Below are 20,844 nucleotides of genomic sequence, written 5' to 3' on the forward strand. Positions count from 1 at the left end.
GCTGCGGCGATGAGCATCGCGCCCCGCAAACCACCGCTGCAATTTGCCCTCAGGCTGAAGCGCGCGCTTGGCGGCAAGACCGGCTGGAACGGCTTTGCGGCGCAGATTGCCTTCGCCGCGATCCTAGCCTGGATCGCCTACGAGATCGTGGCGAATGCGCGCACGAACCTGGAGACCCAGCACATTGCGTCGGGCTTCGGCTTCCTCAACTACAATGCGGGCTTTGACGTCAATCAGAGCCTGATCGCCTACAACAATTCCGACACCTACTGGCGGGTGTTCTTCGTCGGTCTGTTGAACACGATCCTGGTCTCGGTGATCGGCATCGTCTTCGCCACCGTGATCGGCTTCGTGGTGGCGCTGTGCCGGTTGTCGCCGAACGGGGTGCTGTCACGGATCGGCGGCACCTATGTCGAGATCGTCAGGAACCTGCCGGTCTTGTTCCAGATCCTGTTCTGGTACCTGGCCGTGCTCGCGGCGCTGCCGGCGCCGCGGCAGAGCATCTCGATCTTCAGCACGTTCTTCCTCAACAATCGCGGGCTCATCGTGCCGCTGCCGGTCAGCGAGCCGGGGCTCTATCCGTTCCTCGCCGCGCTCGCGGCCGGTATCGTCGTGGCGTTGGGCTTGCGGCACCACGCGCGGCGTATCCTGTTCGAGCGCGGGCACATGATCCGGATCTGGCCCTACGTGCTGGGTTGCCTGGTCGGACTGCCGCTGGCCTCGATGCTGATCTTCGGTTGGCCGTTCAAGCTCGAGCTGCCGCAGCTGAAAGGCTTCAACTTCGCCGGCGGCGCGCGGATCATCCCCGAATTCGTTGCGCTGACGGTCGCGCTGTCGACCTACACGGGGGCCTTCATTGCCGAGATCGTCCGCGCCGGCGTCATGTCGGTCCACAAGGGACAGATGGAGGCGGGCTCCTCGCTCGGCCTCAGCCGCGCCGCGACGCTGCGGCTGATCGTGGTGCCGCAGGCGATGCGCGTCATCGTGCCGCCGCTGACCAGCCAGTACCTCAATCTCACCAAGAATTCGTCGCTGGCGGTGGCCATCGGCTATCCCGATCTGGTCTCGGTGTTCGCCGGCACCGCGGTGAGCCAGACCGGGCAGGCGATCGAGATCATCGCGATGACGATGGGCGTCTACCTGCTGCTCTCGCTGACGACGAGTGCGCTGATGAGCATCTATGGCTGGCGCATCAACCGGAGCATGGCGGCATGACGGATCTGTCCGCCTCGTCCTTTGTCCGGCAGGATCTGGTTGCCGAGCGTGCGGCGCCGACGAAGACCACCGGCTTCATCGGATTCCTGCGAACGCGGCTGTTGAATTCGCCGGGCAACATCCTGCTCACGATCCTGGGGCTGTTGCTGGCCTGGTACATCGTTGTCCCGGCGGTCAGGTTCCTGCTGGTCGACGCGGTCTGGACCGGCAAGGACCGCACCGCTTGCCTCGCCGAAAAGGCCGGCCACGAGGTCGGCGCCTGCTGGCCCTATATTCAGGCCAAGCTGGCGCAACTGATCTATGGCTTCTATCCGGAAGCCCAGCGCTGGCGTGTCAATCTGACCTATGCGCTCGGCGCCGCGTTGTTGCTGCCGCTGCTGATGCCGCGCCTGCCGGCCAAGGGCCTGAACTCCGGCCTGTTCTTCTTCGCGTTTCCGGTGGTGGCGTTCTTCCTGCTGCATGGCGGCGGCATTTCGGGCTTCGGCGTGAGCTGGATCGCCGGCCTGTTGCAGCTCTTCGAGCAGAGCATCGGCGGCGCCGGCGATCTGCTGGTCAATCTCAGCAAGAGTTCGGCGATTGCCCCGCTGCTGTGGGTGGTTGGCAAGGTGCTCGTCCTGGTCGGCGTTCTGATCCATTGGCTGATCCTTCCGTTGACCTGGCTGCGGGATCAGTTGCAGGCCTCGTCGCTGCCGGTCTGGGGCGATTTCCTCGTTACCGCCGTGATCGTCTCGGCCGTGATGTTTGTGCTCGGAGGTGGCGTGCGCACCGGCCGCGGGGCACTGCTCGGGAGCCTGCTGACGTTTGCCGGGATAGCGGTTGGCATCAAGCTGATGGGGCTCGATCATGGCGGCTTTCCCATCGTCGACACCCGGCTGTGGGGTGGCCTCCTGGTGACGCTGGTGATCGCGATCACCGGCATCGTCGCCTCGATGCCAATCGGGATTGCACTGGCGCTCGGCCGACGCTCGACCATCCCGCTGATCCGGATATTCTCGATCGCCTTCATCGAATTCTGGCGCGGCGTGCCGTTGATCACGGTGTTGTTCTTCGCGACATACATGCTGCCGCTGTTCGTGCCGGGCAATTTCGCCGTCGACGGCCTGCTGCGTGCCCTGATCGGCGTGGCGATCTTTACCGGCGCCTATATGGCCGAGGTGATCAGGGGCGGGTTGGCTGCGGTGGCGCGCGGGCAGGCCGAGGCCGCATCGGCACTCGGCCTGTCCTGGTGGAAGACCACTTCGCTGATCGTGCTGCCGCAGGCGCTGCGCTACGTCATTCCAGGCATCGTCAACAGCTTCATCTCGCTGTTCAAGGACACCTCGCTGGTGTCGATCGTGGCGCTGTTCGATCTGTTGGGTTCCCTGCGGGCGTCGTTCTCGGACCCGGTCTGGACGACGCCGACGACCGCCTTTACCGGCTTCGCTTTTGCCGGAATGATCTACTTCGTGTTCTGCTTTGGAATGTCGCGTTACTCGCTTTTCGTCGAAAACCGGCTCAACGCTTACCGCCGCCACTGAACAGGGTCACCATGTCCACAACCCCGATCGTCAACATTTCCGCGCTCAACAATGGTACGGCGACTTCCACGTGTTGCGCGACATCGACCTCGAGGTCGGAAAGAGCGAGCGCATCGTGATCTGCGGGCCGTCCGGCTCGGGCAAGTCGACCTTGATCCGCTGCATCAACGCATTGGAGGAATTCCAGGAGGGCGAGATCGTGGTTGACGGCATCGAGCTCGGGCCGAATTTGCGCCGCGTCGACGAAGTGCGCCGTGAAGTCGGTATGGTGTTCCAGAGCTTCAACCTGTTCCCGCATCTCACCGTGCTCGAGAACTGCACGCTGGCGCCGATCTGGGTGCGCAACATCCCGAAGAAGGATGCCGAGGCGACTGCGATGAAGTTTCTCGAGCGCGTCAAGATTCCGCATCAGGCCAACAAGTTTCCCGGCCAGATGTCGGGCGGTCAGCAGCAGCGCGTGGCGATCGCCCGCGCACTGACCATGAACCCGAAGGTGATGCTGTTCGACGAGCCAACCTCGGCGCTCGACCCGGAAATGGTCAAGGAGGTGCTCGACACCATGGTCGATCTCGCCAGGGAGGGCATGACCATGCTGGTCGTGACCCATGAAATGGGCTTTGCGCGCGAGGTCGCCAACCGGGTCGTGTTCATGGATGCGGGCCAGATCATCGAATCGAACACGCCGCAGGAATTCTTCGCCAATCCGCAGCACGCGCGGTCGAAGCTGTTCCTGAGCCAGATCTTGCGGTGATTGTTCGAGTCATTCCGGGGCGATGCGTAAGCATCGAACCCCGAATCTCGAGATTCCCCGATGCGCAATTGCGCATCTGAGGTCTGGTGCTGACGCACCATCCCGGAATGACGTGCTTCATTCACACCTCAGACGAACGGCAGCTCGATCTTGGTGCGCTTTTCCAGCCATTCCGGAACCGGCAGGTTCTTCGAACGCATGAAGGCCGGGTTGAACAGCTTGGACTGATAGCGGTTGCCGGAGTCGCAGAGAATGGTGACGATGGTCTTGCCGGGACCGAGCTGCTTGGCGAGCTGGATCGCGCCCGCGATGTTGACGCCGGTCGAGCCGCCGAGGCACAGGCCTTCGTGCTCCAGCAGCTCATAGATGATGGTCACGGCGTCCTCGTCGGAGACCAGGAATGCATCGTCGACATCAGCCGTTTCGATCACCGGTGTCTTGCGTCCGAGGCCGATGCCTTCCGTGATCGAGTCGCCGGGCGTCGATTTGACCTGGCCGTTCTTGAACAGCTCGTACATCGCGAAGCCGTGCGGATCGGCGCAGGCCGTGACGATGCCCTTGTTCTTTTCCTTCAGGTAGCGGCTGATGCCGGCGAGCGTGCCGCCGGTACCGACCGAACAGATGAAGCCATCCACCTTGCCGTCGGTCTGCTGCCAGATTTCCGGCCCCGTGGAGTCGTAATGCGCCTTGGGATTGTCGAGGTTGTTCCACTGGTCGGCGAACAGCACGCCGTTCGGTTCGGTCCTGCGGAGCTGCTCGGCGAGACGCTTGCCGAGATGCTGATAGTTGTTCGGGTTGGAGAAGGGCAGCGCCGGGGCCTCGACCAGCTCGGCCCCGCACAGCCGCAGCATGTCCTTCTTTTCCTGGCTCTGCGTCTCCGGGATGACGATCAGTGTGCGGTAGCCGCGTGCGCTCGCCACGACAGCGAGCCCGATGCCGGTATTGCCCGCGGTCGACTCGACCACCAGGCCGCCGGGCTTCAGATCGCCGCGCTTCTCGGCTTCCAGGATCATCCATTTGCCGGCACGGTCCTTCACCGACTGGCCCGGGTTCATGAATTCGGCCTTGCCCAGAATGGTGCAGCCGGTCAGCTCGGATGCGCGCTTCAGCTTGATGAGCGGCGTGTTGCCGATCGCTTGGACGACGTCTTTGTTGAATGTCATGTCGGGGAATTTCTTTGCCGGTCTGTGTCTTGCTTGCCGCGAACCTAGTGTGCTGATCGAAAAAGGGAAGGGCTTTTGCACTGCGGCAAATGGTGGGCTCCGCACGCTTGACCGCGCGGCCACTGATGTCGCGCGCAAGGGAGCATGACGTTTTGTGGTGGTCGACCCACCTGGCAGAATCACCCTGCGGTCGGCCGTCGTGCGCGGCAGGCGAAGTCAAGGACTGACGGCGCTGGGCGTGGCGCCAACAGATCGGCGCATCCTGCGGATTCGGTGCAACAGGGGCCCAGAAATCCCCATGAAATCTTTGTTAGGATAGTGACTACCGACGCAGGCCAAAATGCGCGGAAATGCCTTAGAAAATAGAGCAAAGCCTGAGTCCAGGGCGGCCATGAATCGCGCGCGGTGCGACGTCGCGCAATCGTGACAGGGCTGTCCGCCCCATCGTCCCAAGGGTAGGATGGGACAGTCAGGTTCCATTGGAAGCATTGCCCCGTGAACGTCACCCAGACCATTGCCGAACGCGTCGTTCCTGCGTCACGGGCGACGTCTGGCCTCGGCGGAGAATGGGTGTGACCCAGCCCACGTCCGTGATGGTGCCCGGAGGCCGGTTCGGCCTCGCTGTCCGCGCGCGACGGCTCGCGGGACGGTCGCTTGTCGCGCTTGGCCTGGTCGCGAGCTCGGCCGGCTGCATTCTGACCCAGGACATCCCCGATCCGGCACTCGACGTACCGCAGGGCTACAAAGCCGCGCGGCTTGGTGGGCCGGCCGATGCGCTGCCGACGCTCGACTGGTGGCGGGGCTTCCGCTCCAAGGAGCTAACGCAGCTGATGGAGGAGGCGCAGACCGTCAACCTCGACATCGCCGCGGCCGTTGCGCGCTTCCGTCAGGCCGACGCGCTGGCACGGCAGGCCGGCGCCGCGCTGCTGCCCACCGTCAACCTCAACGGCTCGGAGACCTACTCGCGCACCTCCGGCTCCAGCGCCAGCGGCCTCACCAATGGCGGGCGCGAGGTGGTGAATTACAGCGCCTCGCTGAGCGCAAGCTATCAGCTCGATTTCTGGGGCCAGAATCGCGACGCCGCGCAGGCCGCGGAGGAGACCGCCGTCGCCAACCGCTTCGACCGCGAGGTGGTGGCGCTCACCACGCTGGCGAGCGTCGCCAACGCCTATTTCACGGTGCTCGCCACCCAGGACCGGCTGCGCACCGCACAGCGCAACATCGCCAGCGCCGAGCGCATCCTCAATGCGATCCGGGATCGCTTCAAGGCCGGCACCGGCTCCGATCTCGATGTCGCCCAGCAGGAGAGCGTGCTCGCCAATCAGCGCGCGCTGGTGCCGCCGCTGCGGCAGACGCTCGACCAGAACGTCAATGCGCTTGCTGTGCTGGTGTCGCGGCCGCCTGAAAGCGTGCGCGTCGCCGGCGGCTCGCTCAACGCGGTTGCGATTCCGCGCGTCACGCCGGGCCTGCCGTCCGAATTGCTCACCCAGCGTCCGGATATCCGCCGGCAGGAAGCGCAGCTTGCATCCGCCACCGCCAATGTCGGCAGCGCGCGGGCGCAGTTCTTTCCGAGTATCCAGCTGACCGGGACGGGCGGTTACCAGAGCCAGGCGCTGGTCTCGCTGTTCCAGCCGCACGCCGCCTTCTTCAACCTGGTCGGCGGCATGACCCAGCCGATCTTCGACGGCGGCAGGATCTTGGGCAATTTCGAGAACGCCAAGGCGCGGCAGGACGAGTTGCTGCAGACCTATCGCAAGACGGTGGTGCAGTCGTTCACCGATGTCGACAACGCGCTGGTCGCAATTCGCGAGACAACGCGACGGCTGCAGCTGCAGCGCGATGTACTGTCGTCTTCGCGGCGCGCCTTCGACCTCGCGGAGCAGCAGCTCAAGGCCGGCACCGCCGACATCGTAACTGTGTTAAATACGCAGCTGACCCTGTTCCAGGCGGAAGATGCTTATTCCCAGGCCCAGCTGGCCCGGCTATTGGCGATCGTGAGCCTGTATCAGGCCTTGGGGGGCGGCTGGGAACCGAAGATGGAAAGACCAGTCGATGCTCTTTAAGCCCGACTCGACGGACGACGAGAATAGCACTGCCCCGCGCAAGCGCAGCCTGGTCTCGCGCGTGCTTGGACGCATGGTGTCGCTGCTCATCACGCTCGTGATCCTTGGCGGGCTCGGCTATCTCGGTTGGCTCGCTTTCCAGCCAAAGCAAAATGGAGGCGGCGGGCGCGGCGCGGGCGCCCGGCCGGACCTGCCGGTGCCGGTGCTGGCGGCCACCCCGCAGGTGCATGACGTGCCTGTTTATCTCGATGGCGTCGGCTCGGTGAGGGCGCTGAACACCGTGATCGTGCGCTCGCAGGTCGACGGCAAGCTGCTCAAGGTGAATTTCGTCGAGGGCCAGGACGTCAAGAAGAACGACGTGCTGGGCGAGATCGATCCGGCGATCTATCAAGCGCAATACGACCAGGCGGTGGCCACGAAGGCCAAGGACGAAGCACTGCTCGCCAATCAGAAGATAGATCTTGCCCGCTATGAGCAGCTCGCTGCCACCAACGCGGGCTCCAAGCAGCAGGCCGACACGCAGCGCGCGCTGGTCGCGCAGCAGGAGGCCATCATCAAGGCCGACCAAGCCCAGATCGACAATGCGCGCACTACGCTCGGCTACACCAAGATCGTCGCGCCGATCGCGGGGCGCGCCGGCCTGCGCCAGGTCGACCAGGGCAATATCATCCACGCCTCCGACACCACGGGGCTCGTGATCCTGACCCAGCTGCAGCCGATCGCGGTGTGGTTCAGCCTGCCGCAGCAGCAGATCATGCGGGTGAACGCCGCGGCCGCGAAGGGCCAGCTGGCCGTCGACGTGTTCGGCAATGACGGCGTTACCGTGATCGATACCGGCAAGTTGACCGGGATCGACAACCAGGTCGATCCGACCACCGGCACGCTGAAGCTGAAGGCGGAGTTGCCGAATGCCAGCTACCAGCTTTGGCCCGGCCAGTTCGTCAATGTCCGCCTCAAGGTCGAGACCCTGCCGCAGGCGATCGTGGTGCCGACCTCGGCGGTGCAGCGCGGTCCGGCCGGGACTTTCAGCTATGTGATCGGTGCCGACAACATCGCCACCGCCAAGCCGGTCACGGTCACGCAGCAGAACGAGCATGAGGCTGTCATCGCCAGCGGCCTGACCACGTCGGACCGTGTCGTGACGACGGGTTTTGCCAATCTCGCGGACGGATCGAGGGTCGTGGTCGGCAAGGACGACGGGCCGCCGGCCGCCGATCTTGCGCCGCGCAAGCGCAGCCGCAATCCCGACGGCAAGAATCCCGACAGCAAGCGTGGGGCGCAAGGCGACGGCTCCAGCAAGGATCAAGGCAAAGACCAAGGCAAAGACCAAGGCAAAGACCTGGGCAAGGACGGCCAGCCGGACGGGCAGGGCAAGAACGGCGGGCATCGCGGCCAGCGCGAGCATAGCGAAGGCGATCAGAAGGGGCAGACCGGCCCGGCGCCCGCGCCGGCCACAGGGGGCGAAGCGTCGGGCGGCGCGCCGAAGGCGCAGCCATGACCGGCATCCTGACCTCGTAATGTCCGACCCAACAGCGAGCACGCAACCATGAGCGTCTCCGAACCGTTCATCCGCCGGCCGATCGCCACTTCGCTGCTGGGCATCGCCCTGATGATCGGTGGCGCGCTGGGCTATTGGGCGTTGCCGGTCTCGGCACTGCCGCAGGTCGACTTCCCGACCGTGCAGGTGACGACGCAGTTGCCCGGCGCAAGCCCCGACGTGGTGGCCTCGCTGATCACGGCGCCGCTGGAGCGGCAGCTCGGGCAGATCCCGTCGCTGTCGTCGATGAACTCGACCAGTTCGTTCGGCGTCAGCCAGATCTCGCTGCAGTTCGACCTCAACCGCGACATCGATGGCGCCACCCAGGACGTCCAGGCCGCGATCAATGCCGCGGCCGGCATCCTGCCGAAGACGCTGCCGTATCCGCCGGTCTACGCCAAGGTGAACCCGGCCGACGCGCCGGTCATGACCCTGGCGCTGACCTCGGACACGATCTCGCTGCGGGCGATGAGCGACCTCGCCGACACCATCCTCGGCCAACGGCTGAGCCAGATTTCCGGCGTCGGCCGGGTCTCGATCCTCGGCGGATTGAAGCCTGCGGTGCGGGTGCAGGCGGATTTGGCCCGGCTCGCGGCCTACGGCATCGCGATGGAGGATTTGCGCAGCGCGATTGCCGGCGCCAACGTGTCGGGGCCGAAGGGATCGCTCGACGGCGCCCAGCAATCCTACACCATCGCCGCCAACGACCAGATCGCCGCCGCCGACGCCTACCGGCCGATCATCATCGCCTATCGCAACGGCTCGCCGGTCACGATCGGCGACGTCGCCCAGATCGTCGACGGGCTCGAGAACGACCGCACCGGCGGCTGGTACCAGGGCACGCCTGCGGTGATCATCGACATCCAGCGCCAGCCCGGCGCCAACGTCATCGACGTCGTCAAGCAGATCCGGGCCGAAATCCCGCGGCTGCAGCGGTCGGTCCCGGCCGGCGTCAAGCTGACCGTGGTCTCCGACCGCACCGTGACGATCCGCGCCTCGGTCCACGACGTGCAGTTCACGCTGATCCTGAGCGTCGTGCTGGTGACGCTGGTGGTGCTCTTGTTCCTGCGGTCGCTGCGCGCGACACTGATCGCCGGCGTCGCGCTGCCGCTGTCGCTGATCACGAGCTTCGGCATCATGTATTTCGCCGGCTTCAGCCTCGACAATCTGTCGCTGATGGCGCTGACCATCGGAACCGGCTTCGTGGTCGACGACGCCATCGTCATGATCGAGAACATCGTCCGCCACATGGAAGGCGGCGAAACGGTCATGGAGGCCTCGCTGAAAGGCGCCAGCGAGATCGGCTTCACCGTGATCTCGCTGACGGTGTCGCTGATCGCGGTGTTCATCCCGCTGCTGTTCATGTCCGGCCTGGTCGGCCGCATGTTCCGCGAGTTCGCGCTGACCTTGACGATCGCGGTCGTGACCTCGGCGATCGTCTCGCTGACGCTGACGCCGATGATGTGTTCGCGGTTGCTCAAGAACATCCACGAGGAGATGACGGTCCCGGGTCTGGCTGCGGTCAGCCGCTTCATCGACGGGATGGTGGAGTTCTATCATCGGACGCTGCTCTGGGTGCTTCGGCGCCAGCGCGCGACGCTGCTGGTGACGTTTGCGACCATCGCGCTGACGGTCGTGATGTATGTGCTGGCGCCGAAGGGCTTTCTGCCGCTGCAGGATACCTCCTCGATCACGGCGGTGACCGAGGCCGGCCCCGACGTCTCGTTCGCCGAGATGCAGCGGCGGCAGGGCGCCGTCTCCGACCTGATCAAGGCCGATCCTGACGTGGTCGGTGTGGTCTCGGTGATCGGCTCGGGCTCGGTCAATCCGACCACCAATGTCGGCCGTCTGGTGATGACGCTGAAGCCGCTCGACCAGCGGCGCGACGGCGTCGTCGAGGTGATCGAGCGGCTCAAGCAGAAGGTCGCGACGGTGCCCGGCATGACTGTCTACTTCCAGCCGGTGCAGGACGTTCAGATATCGACCCAGTCCAGCCGCTCGCAATACCAGTATACGTTGACCGCGACCGATGCCGCCGAGGTCTCGCAATGGGCGCAAAAGCTGGTCGCAGAGATGCGGCGCGATCCGATCTTCCGCGATGTCTCCTCGGAGGCGCAGGACGGGGGCTTGCGCGCCGCGCTCGACGTCAACCGCCAGCGCGCCGGCCAACTCGGCGTCAGTCTGCAGGGCGTCACCGACACGCTGAACGACGCCTTCGCGCAGCGGCAGATCTCGACGATCTACGGCCAGGCCAACCAGTACCGCGTGGTGCTCGAGGCGCTCCCGATGTACCAGCGCGACCCGTCGATCTTGGACAAGCTCTATCTGCCGGGAGCCAACGGCGCGCAGGTGCCGCTGTCGGCGGTGGCGACGCTGGTCCGCACCACGGCGCCGCTCGCGATCTCGCACCAGGCGCAATTCCCGTCGGTTTCGCTCAGCTTCAACCTTGCGCCGGGTGAGGCGCTGGGCGATGCGGTCGAGGCGGTGAAGGCGATCGAGAGCAGGATCGGAATGCCCGGCAGCATCGTCGGCATCTATTCCGGCGATGCCGCCGAATTCGCGCGTTCGCTGGCCGGCCAGCCCTGGCTGATCCTGGCTGCGATCATCACGATCTACATCGTGCTCGGCGTGCTCTACGAGAGCTACATCCATCCGATCACGATCCTGTCGACGCTGCCCTCGGCCGGCGTCGGCGCCATCCTTGCCTTGATGCTGTGTGGGCAGGACCTCTCGGTGATCGGCCTGATCGGCATCATCCTGTTGATGGGCATCGTCAAGAAGAACGCGATCATGATGATCGACTTCGCGCTGGAGGCCGAGCGCCACAAGGGCATGTCATCCTATGACGCCATCGTGCAGGCCTGCTTGTTGCGCTTCCGTCCGATCATGATGACGACGCTGGCGGCGCTGTTCGGCGCGCTGCCGCTCGCGATCGAAAGCGGCACCGGCGCCGAGTTACGTTTTCCGCTCGGCATCTCGATCATCGGCGGCCTGCTGCTCAGCCAGCTGCTGACGCTCTACACCACGCCCGTGATCTATCTCGCACTCGACCGGCTCAATCGCCGGATCGAGCGGGCCGTGCCGGAGCCCGGTCCCAGCGGCCCGCCGATCGCGGGCGCCACCGAGGGCATGCAGTGATCTCGATCTCGGAGCCCTTCATCCGCCGGCCGGTGGGCACCACCTTGCTGGCGATCGGGCTGTTCCTGGTCGGGATCGTCGCCTATGAGTTCCTGCCGGTGTCGTCGGTTCCGAACGTCGACTTCCCGACTATCCGGGTGTCGGCGTCCCGGCCGGGCGCCGATCCCTCTGTCATGGCCGCGACGGTTGCCGCGCCGCTGGAGCGCAAGCTCGGCACCATTTCGGGCGTCGACCAGATCACCTCGACGAGCTCGCTCGGCACGACGAGCATTCAGGTGCAGTTCTCGATCGGCCGCAACATCGATCGCGCCGCGCGCGACGTGCAGGCCGCGATCAACGCCTCGCTCGCCGACCTGCCGAGCGACCTGCCGTCGCTGCCCAAGTTCCGCAAGGCCAACCCGGCTGCGGCGCCGGTGTTCGTGCTGGCGCTGACCTCGAAGACGATCTCGACCAGTGCGATGTACGACGTCGCCGACACCGTATTGGCGCAGCGCATCTCGCAGGTGCCGGGGGTCGGCGAGGTGACCGTCAGCGGTGCCGACCAGCCGGCGGTACGCATCGCGCTCAATCCGGTGTCGCTGGCCAATGCCGGGATCGCGACCGATGACGTCCGGCAGGCGATCATCAATGCCAATCCGCTGGGCCCGGTCGGCATCTTCAATGGCGACCGGCTGGCCGAGACGCTCTCGATCAACAGGCAGATGCGCACTGCGGCCGAGTTCCGCGACATCGTGATCAAGACCTCGAACGGCAGTTTCGTCCGCCTCTCTGACGTCGCCGAGGTCGAGGATTCCGTCCGCAACTCGCGCTCGATCGCCTGGTTCAACAAGCAGCCGGCAGTGCTGATCCAGATCACCAAGCAGGGCGACGCCAACGTCATCGAGACCGTCGACAGCGTCCGCAGGATGCTGCCGGAACTGAGGAAGTGGATCCCGGCCGGCGTCGAGATCTCGACGCTGGTCGATCGCACCGGAACGATCCGCGCCAGCGTCCAGGACATGCAGTTCACGCTGCTGGCGACCGCCATGCTTGTCATGGTCGTGGTGTTCGTATTCCTGCGCAGGATCGTGCCGACGATCGCCGCCGGCGTCTCGGTGCCGCTGGCGCTGGCCGGCACCTGCGCCGGGATGTGGCTCGCCGGCTTCTCGATCGACAATCTGTCGCTGATGGCGCTCGCGATCTCGGTCGGCTTCGTGGTCGACGACGCTATCGTGATGATCGAGAACATGTACCGCAATCTCGAGCAGGGCATGGCGCCGTATCCGGCCGCGGTCGAGGGCGCCAAGCAGATCGGCTTCACGGTGCTGTCGATCTCGCTGTCGTTGATCGCGGCCTTCACGCCGCTGATCTTCATGGACGGGATCGTCGGCCGGCTGCTCCGCGAATTCTCGCTGACCCTGACCTTTGCCATTATCGTGTCGACGCTGGTGTCGGTGACGATCACGCCGATGATCTGCGCGCACTACATCAAGGAGGCGACCTCGGACCACGCCACCTGGTACGACCGTGCCATCGAGGGCGCGCTGTCGCGGGTCGTGGCGTTCTATGCGTCGACCTTGCGGAGTGTGCTCGGATACCCCTGGCTGACGATGGTGGTGTTCACCGCAACCGTCGCGCTGACGGTGGTACTCTACGTCAAGACGCCGAAGGGCTATTTCCCGACCGACGACAGCGGTTTTGTGATCGGCTCGACGCGGGCGTCGCCGGATATCTCGTTCCAGGCGATGCTCCAGTTGCAGCAGCGGCTCGCCGACATCGTGATGGCCGATCCGGCGGTCGCCGGCATCGGCTCGTCGGTCGGCTCCGGCGGCGGCCCGGGCGGCGCCACCTCGAACCGCGGCACCATGTTCATCAGCCTGAAGCCGCCGGAGGAGCGGGGAGGCATGTCGACCGCGCAGGTGATCGACCGGCTGCGCCGCAATTTGTTCATGGTGCCGGGCATCCGCTTGTTCATGTTCGCCGCCCAGGACATCCGCACCGGCGGCCGGCAGAGCGATTCCGACTATCAGTACACGCTCTCTTCGACCGATCTTGATCTGTTGCAGAAATGGGCGCCCCTGGTCGCCAAGCGCATGGAGACGGTGGAGGGCATCACGGATGTCTCGTCCGATCGCGATCCCGGCGGCCTGCAGCTCAACCTCGTGATCGACCGCAAGATCGCCTCCAGCCTCGGCGTCCGCGTCCAGGACATCGACAACGCGCTCAACAACGCGTTCTCGCAGCGGCAGATCTCGTACATCTACACGCAGCGTAACCAGTACGTCGTGGTGCTCGAGATCGATCCGAAATTCCAGAGTGATCCGTCGAACCTCGAGCGCATCTATGTCGCCGGCGCCAATGACGTGCAGGTGCCGCTATCGGCGCTCGTGCACACCCAGCGCGGCCTGTCGGCGCTCGCGGTCTATCACTCCGGCGGTTTCCCCTCGACGACGGTGTCGTTCAACCTGCTGCCGGACGTGCCGCTGGAGGTAGCAACGACAAACATCCAGCAGGCGGTCGACGAGCTGCATATGCCTGAGGGGATTCGCGGCAGCTTCGACGGCAATGCCGGCGACTTCAACAAGACCAGCGGGCGGCAGCCGCTGCTGATCCTTGGCGCACTGATCGCAATGTATATCGTGCTGGGGGTGCTCTACGAGAGCCTGGCGCACCCGATCACGATCATCTCGACACTGCCGTCGGCCGGCCTCGGCGCCTTGCTGGCGCTCCAGGTCACCAACACGCCACTGACGGTGATCGCCTTCGTCGGCATTATCCTGCTGATCGGCATCGTCAAGAAGAACGGCATCATGATGGTCGACTTCGCACTCGACGCGGAGCGGCATCAGGGGCTGTCGTCACGGGATGCAATCTTCGAGGCCTGCCGGGCCCGTTTCCGCCCAATCCTGATGACGACCATGGCCGCGCTGTTCGCCGGCATTCCGCTGGCGATCGCGACCGGCCCGGGCACCGAGCTGCGCCGGCCGCTCGGCATCACCATCATCGGTGGCCTGTTCGTGTCGCAGGTCCTGACGCTCTACACCACGCCGGTGATCTATCTGCTGATCGACCGGCTACGCCGGCGCCGCGAGCCTTCAGGCGTGCACGCGCCTGCGGAATAGGTTGAATTGTACGGCTCCGCGCGCGTATAGCGAAGCGATGTCCGACCCGACCGAAGCAAAGCCAGATATTGCCGACGAGATCGAGGATTGCCCGCATTGCGGCAAGCCACTGCCGCTGTGCATCTGCGACAGCGTCACGCCGATCAAAAGCCGCATCCAGCTCCTGATCCTGATCCATCCGCAGGAGCAGGACAGGGCGCTGGGCACCGCGCGGCTGCTGGCGCGGCATTTCGAGAACGCCGTGGTCCGGATCGGGCTGTCCTGGCCGAGCCTCGCCAAGGCACTCGGCCGGCCGGTGCCCGACCCATCGCGCTGGGCGGTGCTCTATCTCGGCTCGGCCAAGGTCGAAGACCTCGATACCGATGCCGAGATCGTCGCGATCAACCGTAAGGGCGAGCTCGAGCCGCATCAGCGTGCGATCCTGTCCGACATCGAGGGCATCGTCCTGCTCGACGGCACCTGGAGCCAAGCCAAGGCGCTTTGGTGGCGCAATGCGTGGATGCTGAAGTGCCAGCGGGTGATTCTCGGACCGAAACGGCCCTCGCGCTACGGCAAGCTGCGCCGGGAACCGAGGCGCGACGGTCTGTCGACCATCGAGGCGGCCGCGATCCTGCTGGCCGGGCTGCAGAAGCGGCCGGATATTGCCGCAACCTTAACCGATAGTTTCGACCGGATGTTGGCGAGATTCAGCGAAGTGCAGGCCAAAATGCCGGAATTGGCGCCAAAACCCAAAAAGCGGGACTTCCGGAAGCGCCGGCGTTAGTTGCGCGATTGGTTGCCTATCGAAGAGAGGGCGTATATGAAGTCCGCCGCAAGGGGCCACGTGGCGGAGTGGTTACGCAACGGTCTGCAAAACCGTGTACACCAGTTCAATTCTGGTCGTGGCCTCCACTCATCTCATCAATGGCTTGCAGCCAACAAATGAGAAGCCGCATCAGCTCGCGGCGTACCAACCTTCAGGAAACGGAATCAGCGGCCACGGCGCCTGGTTGTCATTGGCAGCACGCGGTGGCGGCTGAATGCGGGGCGAAGGCTGGGCCACGAAATCCTCCTGAGCAACAGGCGCGATCGCCGTTCGCACGGCGTCAAGCAGCAGATCAAATTCGACTTCGCTCATCGCGCTCTCCGAGGTTCGAGAGCGCCATGGTCGCAAAACTGTCTTCGGTCGGGATTGAGCGATTCGTTCGAATTTTATGAAAAGAACGATGGCGCCGGCTTTGGTTAATAAATGACTGATGACCCCTTGGGGAACCTAGGTCGGCATGGCCGCACCTCGTGTGAGACAAATCACATGTTCCGAAAAACTCTTCCCGGCAATATTCATAGCCGTCAAATATCGCAGGAATTTTAGGGAGACGTGACAATGAGGGCTAACATTGCAGAACCGTCGCCAGTCGCATCTCGCATCGATCCTCGGCTCTTGCTGACATGGTTTGCCAGCAGGACAGCGCTGGGCGCCGTGGGCAGCTCCCAAACGGCGTAGGTCGCCTACGCCAGTTGTCTATCGCCTCTGCGCAGCGGAAATTCCCGACGCGCCTTCGCGACCGCGATCATGCCAGCCTGGTGAGGTCGTCCGGCAACATGGTCTTGAATTGGGTCAGCACCTGCCGCGCCTTCTTCGGTGGCAAGGTGATCGCGTGACGGACGGCAGCCGCGATCAGCGTCATCGTCAACCCCGAGAGCGTGGCGAGGGTGGCGGCCGGCATGTTGGGCGCAACCCGCTTGACGGTGTCGGACAACAGACCTGAGAGCACGGCCATGTCGTCTGCATCGAGCTTTTGCAGGGCACGGTCGGCCTGCGTTGCCTGCCAGATGTCGCGCATGACGGGCTCACGCATGAACATCTCGTAGTAGCTGTCGACGATCCGGCAGAGCGCCGGGTGCAGGTCGCGTGCGGCCGCAACTTCGGCCAGATCGCGCCTGACGCAGTCACGCCCGACGGCGTTATGCCGCTCCGCCAGCGTGCCGATGATGGCGGCCTTGTCCGGGAAATATTGATAGAGCGAGCCGAATGCGACTCCGCTGCGTTCGACGATGTCGCTCATGCGGAACGCCTCGCTGCCCTTTTCCGCCATGATCTCGGTCGCGCAGGCGAGGATGCGCTCGAAGCGCTCGCGGCTCCGCTGCTGCGTCGGGGCAAGCCGCGCCAGTCCAGGCGGAGCGGCTTCCGCCGCCGGCGCGGCCTTTCGTCTCGCCATCTCTGTCCTCCGCAAACGGGATTGACGTTCCCAATACGAGAGTTTATCGCATTTTACAAACGCGAGTATCTCTCGCATTAGGGGGTGGAGCGATGCGCAATATCCTGACCTCGGGCTTGCTGTGGTTTTCTGCACTCGGCTGCGGCCTGCTTGCCGGGCTTTATTTCGCGTTCTCGGCTTTCGTCATGACCGCGCTCGGTCGGATCGATCAGGCCGCCGGCATCTCGGCGATGAACGCGATCAGTGTCGACATCGTGCGCTCGCTGTTCATGCCGGTCTTCCTCGGCACCACGCTGTCCTGCGCGGCGCTGGTGGTGCTCGGCGCGCTGCGCTGGCAGGAGCCGGGTGCAATTGCGATGATTTGCGGCGGCGTCCTCTATGTGGTCGGCATGTTCATCGTCACTGTTGTCTTCAACGTGCCGCTGAACGATCAGCTTGCGGCGGTCGATCCCGCGAGCGCTGCGGCTGCGCCGGTCTGGGCGCGCTATCTGACCGACTGGACCATCTGGAACCACGTCCGGACCATCGCCTCGCTTGCGGCGACCACGCTGTTCATTGTCGCCATCGCCGCGCGATAGCTCTCCGAATTCAATCGGAACGGGGTGGGGCGCGCGCTTCGCATTTTGGGGCGGGTGTGCCTTCCGGGAATCACGGCGCGGCGCCAATGCCGCGCCGTTGGGCCATCCGGGCGCCGGCGGTGCGGATGCTGGGACAGCCGGGACAGGCCTGCTTCTCTCTGGGACGCCGGCAAACCCTTGCACCGCAGGGGTTTACCGTCCCGCGCTAAAGTTTCGCCGGAAGCCCATTTGGTTCTTTGCAAGCCCGAAAGGCTTTGTTATACGCTGCCCGCTCGCGAACGTTTTGTTCGCCTATTCCTCGGTAGCTCAGCGGTAGAGCATTCGACTGTTAATCGAATGGTCGCTGGTTCGAATCCAGCCCGGGGAGCCAGTTTGCTGGTCCCATCGACATCCATCACCAGATCACAAGCCTGTGGTTCGCCGCAGACAGACAAAAATCGTCGTCAAATCGACTCAATAGCCGTCGACACTTCCTTTCGCCGGGTCTTGAGAGGTGATTTTGATGGCGATTAACCTGATCGACCTGTCGATGCCGCAGCCGACGCTGGTTCCGAACGATGCCCCCGACATCAGTGATGATGAGTGCGTTCGCCTGCTCGCAAAAGCGGTCGAGGAACACGATTCCGAACATCTCGACGAAGTAGCCCGCCTGATCGGCCGGCTTGCCGTCACGATCGAATAGGCTGCGCGGCGGAGCGCGTTCGGGGAGCATTCTTTGCGCGCGGACGCGTGTTGCGTTTTGGCGGAGCTTGTTCCAAAAGATGGCCCTGTTCTAGCTTCTCCAGCGGCAATGCCGCGACTTGCAGGGTCCCGCCAATGACCGGTTTTTCGACCGCGCGCCAGTACATGGTCGATGGTCAGGTGCGTCCGAGCGACGTGACCGATGATCGTATTCTCGATGCCATGCTGACCGTGCCGCGCGAGGTATTCGTGCCGGCCAGCAAGCAGGCGCTTGCCTATCTGGATCTCGATCTCGATGTGACCGAGGGCGCCGCGGTGCGGCGCTACCTGATTACGCCGGCGCTGCTTGCCAGGATGCTGCAGGCCGCCGAGATCAAGGCCACCGATCGTGTGCTGGTGGTCGGCTGCGCAACGGGCTACGCCGCCGCCATCGTGGCGCGCTTTGCCGCAGAGGTCAGCGCAACCGAGGGCGATCCGGCGCTTGCCGCAAAAGCGACCGCCGCGTTGGCGCAGCTCGGCGTCCAGAATGTGACCGTCAAGACCGCAGCGGCCGCCGACGGCGATGCCGCGGGGGCGCCGTTTGACGTCATCGTTCTCAACGGTGCCACCGCCGTTGTTCCGACCGGGCTGTTCGGCCAGCTCAAGGAGGGTGGCCGGCTGGTCGGGGTGTTCGGCCTGACGCCGCCGCCACGCGCCACCCTCGTTACTCACTCCCACGGGGATTTCGGACATCGCGAGCTGTTCGACGCCACCGCCCCCGTGCTGCCCGGGTTCGAGCAGCTTCCCGCCTTCGTCTTCTGACCGCTACCGCGCTGCGCCAGCTGAAAAAATCCCGTTCTGAATCAGAAGTGTGGCCCGTTTGCCCCATGTGAAGAGTTTCCACCGTGTTCCGTTGCGGGGTAGTTCCGTTGCCCTTAGCTGCGGACTAAGGTGAGGCGGGACTCACTTCGTCTGAAGCGACCGCCGGACTGACTTGCTTGTGGGAGACGGCGACTACAATGATTGGATTACCGGGGATGCGTGGGGTGAAGGTTGTCACCGCGGCTGCGACTGCCGTCCTTCTGTTGGCTGAGCTGGGCCCCGTGCCCGCGCTCGCCGATACTATCGAGGCCGCGCTGGTGCGGTCCTACCAAAACAATCCTCAGCTGAATGCGCAACGCGCGCTGGTGCGGGCGACCGACGAAAATGTTCCGCAGGCGCTATCAGGCTACCGTCCGAGGGCCTCGCTGACGGTAACCGGCGGATATCAATACTCCGATCAGCAGCCCACGGGCATCAAGGACTCGATCCACGGCACCCAGAATCCGGCCAGTGCCGGCCTGACGGTGAGCCAGTCGCTGTTCAACGCGCAGACCCCGCAAAAGGTGCGCGCGGCCGAAAGCCAGGTCTCGTCGGCACGCGAAGGTCTGCGCGTGCTCGAGCAGACCGTCATTCTGAGCGCGGCCACGATCTACATGGACTATCTGCGCGACTCGGCGATCGTCGAGGTCCAGCGCAGCAACACGCGCGTGCTGGAACAGACGCTGAAGCAGACCCAGGACCGCTTCAATGTCGGCGAGGTGACGCGGACCGACGTCGCGCAATCCGAGGCGCAGCTTGCTGCCGGCAGAACCCAGCAGCTCACCGCGGAATCGAACCTGACGACGACGCGATCGAATTTCCGCCGCATCATCGGCAACGAACCGCAGAATCTCGCGCCCGGCGCGCCGGTCGACCGCTTCCTGCCGGCGACGCTTGCGGCCGCCGTCGAGCTTGGCCTGACCCAGAATCCGAACGTCACCTCCGCGATGTTCGGCGTCGACGTCAATTTCCTGCAGACCAAGGTTGCCGAGGGCGCGCTGCTTCCGACGGTTGGTTTGCAGGCGACGGTGACCGAAGGCTACCAGCAGCAATTGTCGGTGAACCGGCTCTTCAATGCCGCGGCCAACGTTCAGATCTCGGTGCCGATCTATCAGGGGGGCACCGAGTACTCGCTGATCCGGCAGTCCAAGGAATCGCTGGCGCAGCAGCGCCTCGTTCTGGAGCAGACCCGCGATCAGGCCCGCGCCAACGTCGTTACCGCATGGGGCCAGCTGGTCGCCGGCAAGTCCCAGGTGGCATCGGCACAGGCGCAGGTGACGGCGTCCGAGATCGCGCTGAACGGCGTGCGCGAAGAAGCCAAGGCTGGTCAGCGCACCACGCTCGACGTGCTCAACGCGCAGCAGGCGCTGGTCAACGCGCGCAACGCGCTGGTCACCGCGCAGCACGACCGCGTCGTCGCGTCGTACAACGTGCTGGCCGCCGTCGGTCGGCTGTCGCCGCAGGTGATGGGCCTTTCGACCAACGTCTATGATCCCAGCGTGCATTACCAGCAGGTGCGCGACAACTGGGCCGGCGTGCGCACGCCCGACGGCCGCTAAACGCACTTAACTTCCAAACACCCTGCACATCATCGTCGCTTGTCGCGCCATGTTTGTGGTTCTGAGTTAATCAGGACCACAAGCAGGCGCGTTTGCTTGCAATCGATAATTGGCCTGACATACCGTTTTATCGGGCAGCAAGGCGATTCGCGGCGTGCCGGCGTAGCGTGATGACAGGTGCGACGCCACCTCTGATCACGCTGCAGTGGGCGACACGAAGCTTGCACAAAGCCTCGGGCGGGCTTGATCTGGGGACAAGTCGGGCGGGAGCAATGAAAATCTCCGCCCGCATCATCGGAACCGGCGAATCCTCTTGGGCTTGATGTAAAATAGTTTCGATGTGGAGTCGGAGATGACGCAACCTGCGAAGGTCCAAGAGCCCTCGATGGAGGAGATCCTGGCGTCGATCCGTCGCATCATTGCCGACGACGAGGCAAAGCCGGCTGCGGCCGAGAAGCCTGCGGCTGCCGCGGCAGCGCCGCCGAAGGTCGAGCCGCCACCAG

The 20,844-nt window shown here is 64.5% G+C and carries 14 protein-coding genes, 2 tRNA genes and 2 pseudogenes; 15 read left to right on the forward strand and 3 right to left on the reverse strand.

What is annotated here, in order from left to right:
• Positions 1–9 precede the first annotated feature (9 nt).
• The 3 genes and pseudogenes from H8A92_RS15580 (at position 10) to H8A92_RS15590 (ending at position 3,483) form a co-directional block, all read left to right on the forward strand.
• Entirely contained in the window at positions 10–1,215 is a 1,206-nt protein-coding gene (locus H8A92_RS15580) for an amino acid ABC transporter permease (RefSeq protein WP_229196606.1), read from the forward strand.
• Positions 1,212–2,732, forward strand: coding sequence for an amino acid ABC transporter permease (locus H8A92_RS15585; RefSeq protein ID WP_229196607.1), 1,521 nt, complete (start codon positions 1,212–1,214; stop codon positions 2,730–2,732). Before H8A92_RS15580 ends, H8A92_RS15585 begins: the two co-directional genes overlap by 4 nt.
• 11 nt (positions 2,733–2,743) lie before the next feature.
• Positions 2,744–3,483 (forward strand): annotated as a pseudogene (locus tag H8A92_RS15590) (amino acid ABC transporter ATP-binding protein).
• 128 nt (positions 3,484–3,611) lie between these two features.
• Here H8A92_RS15590 and H8A92_RS15595 read toward each other — a convergent pair.
• Entirely contained in the window at positions 3,612–4,646 is a 1,035-nt protein-coding gene (locus H8A92_RS15595; RefSeq protein WP_229196608.1) for a cysteine synthase A, read from the reverse strand.
• Positions 4,647–5,212: 566 nt separating this feature from the next.
• On the opposite strand from H8A92_RS15595, the gene H8A92_RS15600 reads away from it, so the two are divergent.
• From H8A92_RS15600 to H8A92_RS15625, 6 genes are all read left to right on the forward strand, one after another.
• Positions 5,213–6,709, forward strand: a complete 1,497-nt coding sequence (locus H8A92_RS15600) for an efflux transporter outer membrane subunit (RefSeq protein ID WP_229196609.1) — start codon at positions 5,213–5,215, stop codon at positions 6,707–6,709.
• The gene (locus tag H8A92_RS15605; RefSeq protein ID WP_229196610.1) at positions 6,699–8,207 is read left to right on the forward strand and encodes an efflux RND transporter periplasmic adaptor subunit; all 1,509 of its coding nucleotides are present in this window, start codon (positions 6,699–6,701) and stop codon (positions 8,205–8,207) included. Before H8A92_RS15600 ends, H8A92_RS15605 begins: the two co-directional genes overlap by 11 nt.
• A 48-nt stretch (positions 8,208–8,255) precedes the next feature.
• The gene (locus H8A92_RS15610) at positions 8,256–11,384 is read left to right on the forward strand and encodes an efflux RND transporter permease subunit (protein ID WP_229196611.1); all 3,129 of its coding nucleotides are present in this window, start codon (positions 8,256–8,258) and stop codon (positions 11,382–11,384) included.
• Complete coding sequence (locus H8A92_RS15615) at positions 11,381–14,485, forward strand: efflux RND transporter permease subunit (protein ID WP_229196612.1); 3,105 nt, start codon at positions 11,381–11,383, stop codon at positions 14,483–14,485. Before H8A92_RS15610 ends, H8A92_RS15615 begins: the two co-directional genes overlap by 4 nt.
• 37 nt (positions 14,486–14,522) lie before the next feature.
• Positions 14,523–15,248 carry a tRNA-uridine aminocarboxypropyltransferase gene (locus H8A92_RS15620; RefSeq protein WP_229196613.1) on the forward strand — a complete coding sequence of 242 codons (726 nt, stop codon included), beginning with the start codon at positions 14,523–14,525 and terminating at the stop codon, positions 15,246–15,248.
• Between the two features lie 54 nt (positions 15,249–15,302).
• Positions 15,303–15,376 (forward strand) — tRNA-Cys (locus tag H8A92_RS15625).
• A 43-nt stretch (positions 15,377–15,419) separates the two neighbouring features.
• Here H8A92_RS15625 and H8A92_RS15630 read toward each other — a convergent pair.
• Both H8A92_RS15630 and H8A92_RS15635 read right to left on the reverse strand, forming a co-directional pair.
• On the reverse strand, positions 15,420–15,602 hold the full coding sequence (locus H8A92_RS15630) for a hypothetical protein (protein ID WP_229196614.1): 183 nt from the start codon (positions 15,600–15,602) through the stop codon (positions 15,420–15,422).
• A gap of 433 nt (positions 15,603–16,035) precedes the next feature.
• Positions 16,036–16,683: a TetR/AcrR family transcriptional regulator gene (locus H8A92_RS15635; RefSeq protein ID WP_229196615.1), complete on the reverse strand. Its 648-nt coding sequence runs from the start codon at positions 16,681–16,683 to the stop codon at positions 16,036–16,038.
• A gap of 92 nt (positions 16,684–16,775) precedes the next feature.
• On the opposite strand from H8A92_RS15635, the gene H8A92_RS15640 reads away from it, so the two are divergent.
• The 6 genes and pseudogenes from H8A92_RS15640 to H8A92_RS15665 form a co-directional block, all read left to right on the forward strand.
• Positions 16,776–17,261: an anthrone oxygenase family protein gene (locus tag H8A92_RS15640; protein WP_229196616.1), complete on the forward strand. Its 486-nt coding sequence runs from the start codon at positions 16,776–16,778 to the stop codon at positions 17,259–17,261.
• Positions 17,262–17,556: 295 nt separating this feature from the next.
• Positions 17,557–17,631, forward strand: a tRNA-Asn gene (locus H8A92_RS15645).
• Between the two features lie 132 nt (positions 17,632–17,763).
• The gene (locus H8A92_RS15650) at positions 17,764–17,943 is read left to right on the forward strand and encodes a hypothetical protein (protein WP_163151534.1); all 180 of its coding nucleotides are present in this window, start codon (positions 17,764–17,766) and stop codon (positions 17,941–17,943) included.
• Positions 17,944–18,077: 134 nt separating this feature from the next.
• The gene (locus H8A92_RS15655; protein ID WP_229196617.1) at positions 18,078–18,743 is read left to right on the forward strand and encodes a protein-L-isoaspartate O-methyltransferase family protein; all 666 of its coding nucleotides are present in this window, start codon (positions 18,078–18,080) and stop codon (positions 18,741–18,743) included.
• A gap of 215 nt (positions 18,744–18,958) precedes the next feature.
• Positions 18,959–20,341, forward strand: a complete 1,383-nt coding sequence (locus H8A92_RS15660) for a TolC family outer membrane protein (protein ID WP_229196618.1) — start codon at positions 18,959–18,961, stop codon at positions 20,339–20,341.
• A gap of 352 nt (positions 20,342–20,693) precedes the next feature.
• Positions 20,694–20,844, forward strand: a pseudogene (locus H8A92_RS15665) (DUF2497 domain-containing protein); the annotation flags it as partial.

Origin of the sequence: Bradyrhizobium acaciae (assembly GCF_020889785.1) — a bacterium.
Taxonomy (GTDB): domain Bacteria; phylum Pseudomonadota; class Alphaproteobacteria; order Rhizobiales; family Xanthobacteraceae; genus Bradyrhizobium; species Bradyrhizobium acaciae.

What these genes read in the sequence shown, in the direction of transcription:
- H8A92_RS15580 (WP_229196606.1), top strand. Translation starts at nt 10, where the DNA reads ATGAGCATCGCGCCCCGCAAACCACCGCTGCAATTTGCCCTCAGGCTG.
- H8A92_RS15585 (WP_229196607.1), top strand. Translation starts at nt 1,212, where the DNA reads ATGACGGATCTGTCCGCCTCGTCCTTTGTCCGGCAGGATCTGGTTGCC.
- H8A92_RS15595 (WP_229196608.1), bottom strand. Translation starts at nt 4,646, where the DNA reads ATGACATTCAACAAAGACGTCGTCCAAGCGATCGGCAACACGCCGCTC.
- H8A92_RS15600 (WP_229196609.1), top strand. Translation starts at nt 5,213, where the DNA reads ATGGGTGTGACCCAGCCCACGTCCGTGATGGTGCCCGGAGGCCGGTTC.
- H8A92_RS15605 (WP_229196610.1), top strand. Translation starts at nt 6,699, where the DNA reads ATGCTCTTTAAGCCCGACTCGACGGACGACGAGAATAGCACTGCCCCG.
- H8A92_RS15610 (WP_229196611.1), top strand. Translation starts at nt 8,256, where the DNA reads ATGAGCGTCTCCGAACCGTTCATCCGCCGGCCGATCGCCACTTCGCTG.
- H8A92_RS15620 (WP_229196613.1), top strand. Translation starts at nt 14,523, where the DNA reads ATGTCCGACCCGACCGAAGCAAAGCCAGATATTGCCGACGAGATCGAG.
- H8A92_RS15630 (WP_229196614.1), bottom strand. Translation starts at nt 15,602, where the DNA reads ATGAGCGAAGTCGAATTTGATCTGCTGCTTGACGCCGTGCGAACGGCG.
- H8A92_RS15635 (WP_229196615.1), bottom strand. Translation starts at nt 16,683, where the DNA reads ATGGCGAGACGAAAGGCCGCGCCGGCGGCGGAAGCCGCTCCGCCTGGA.
- H8A92_RS15640 (WP_229196616.1), top strand. Translation starts at nt 16,776, where the DNA reads ATGCGCAATATCCTGACCTCGGGCTTGCTGTGGTTTTCTGCACTCGGC.
- H8A92_RS15650 (WP_163151534.1), top strand. Translation starts at nt 17,764, where the DNA reads ATGGCGATTAACCTGATCGACCTGTCGATGCCGCAGCCGACGCTGGTT.
- H8A92_RS15655 (WP_229196617.1), top strand. Translation starts at nt 18,078, where the DNA reads ATGACCGGTTTTTCGACCGCGCGCCAGTACATGGTCGATGGTCAGGTG.
- H8A92_RS15660 (WP_229196618.1), top strand. Translation starts at nt 18,959, where the DNA reads ATGCGTGGGGTGAAGGTTGTCACCGCGGCTGCGACTGCCGTCCTTCTG.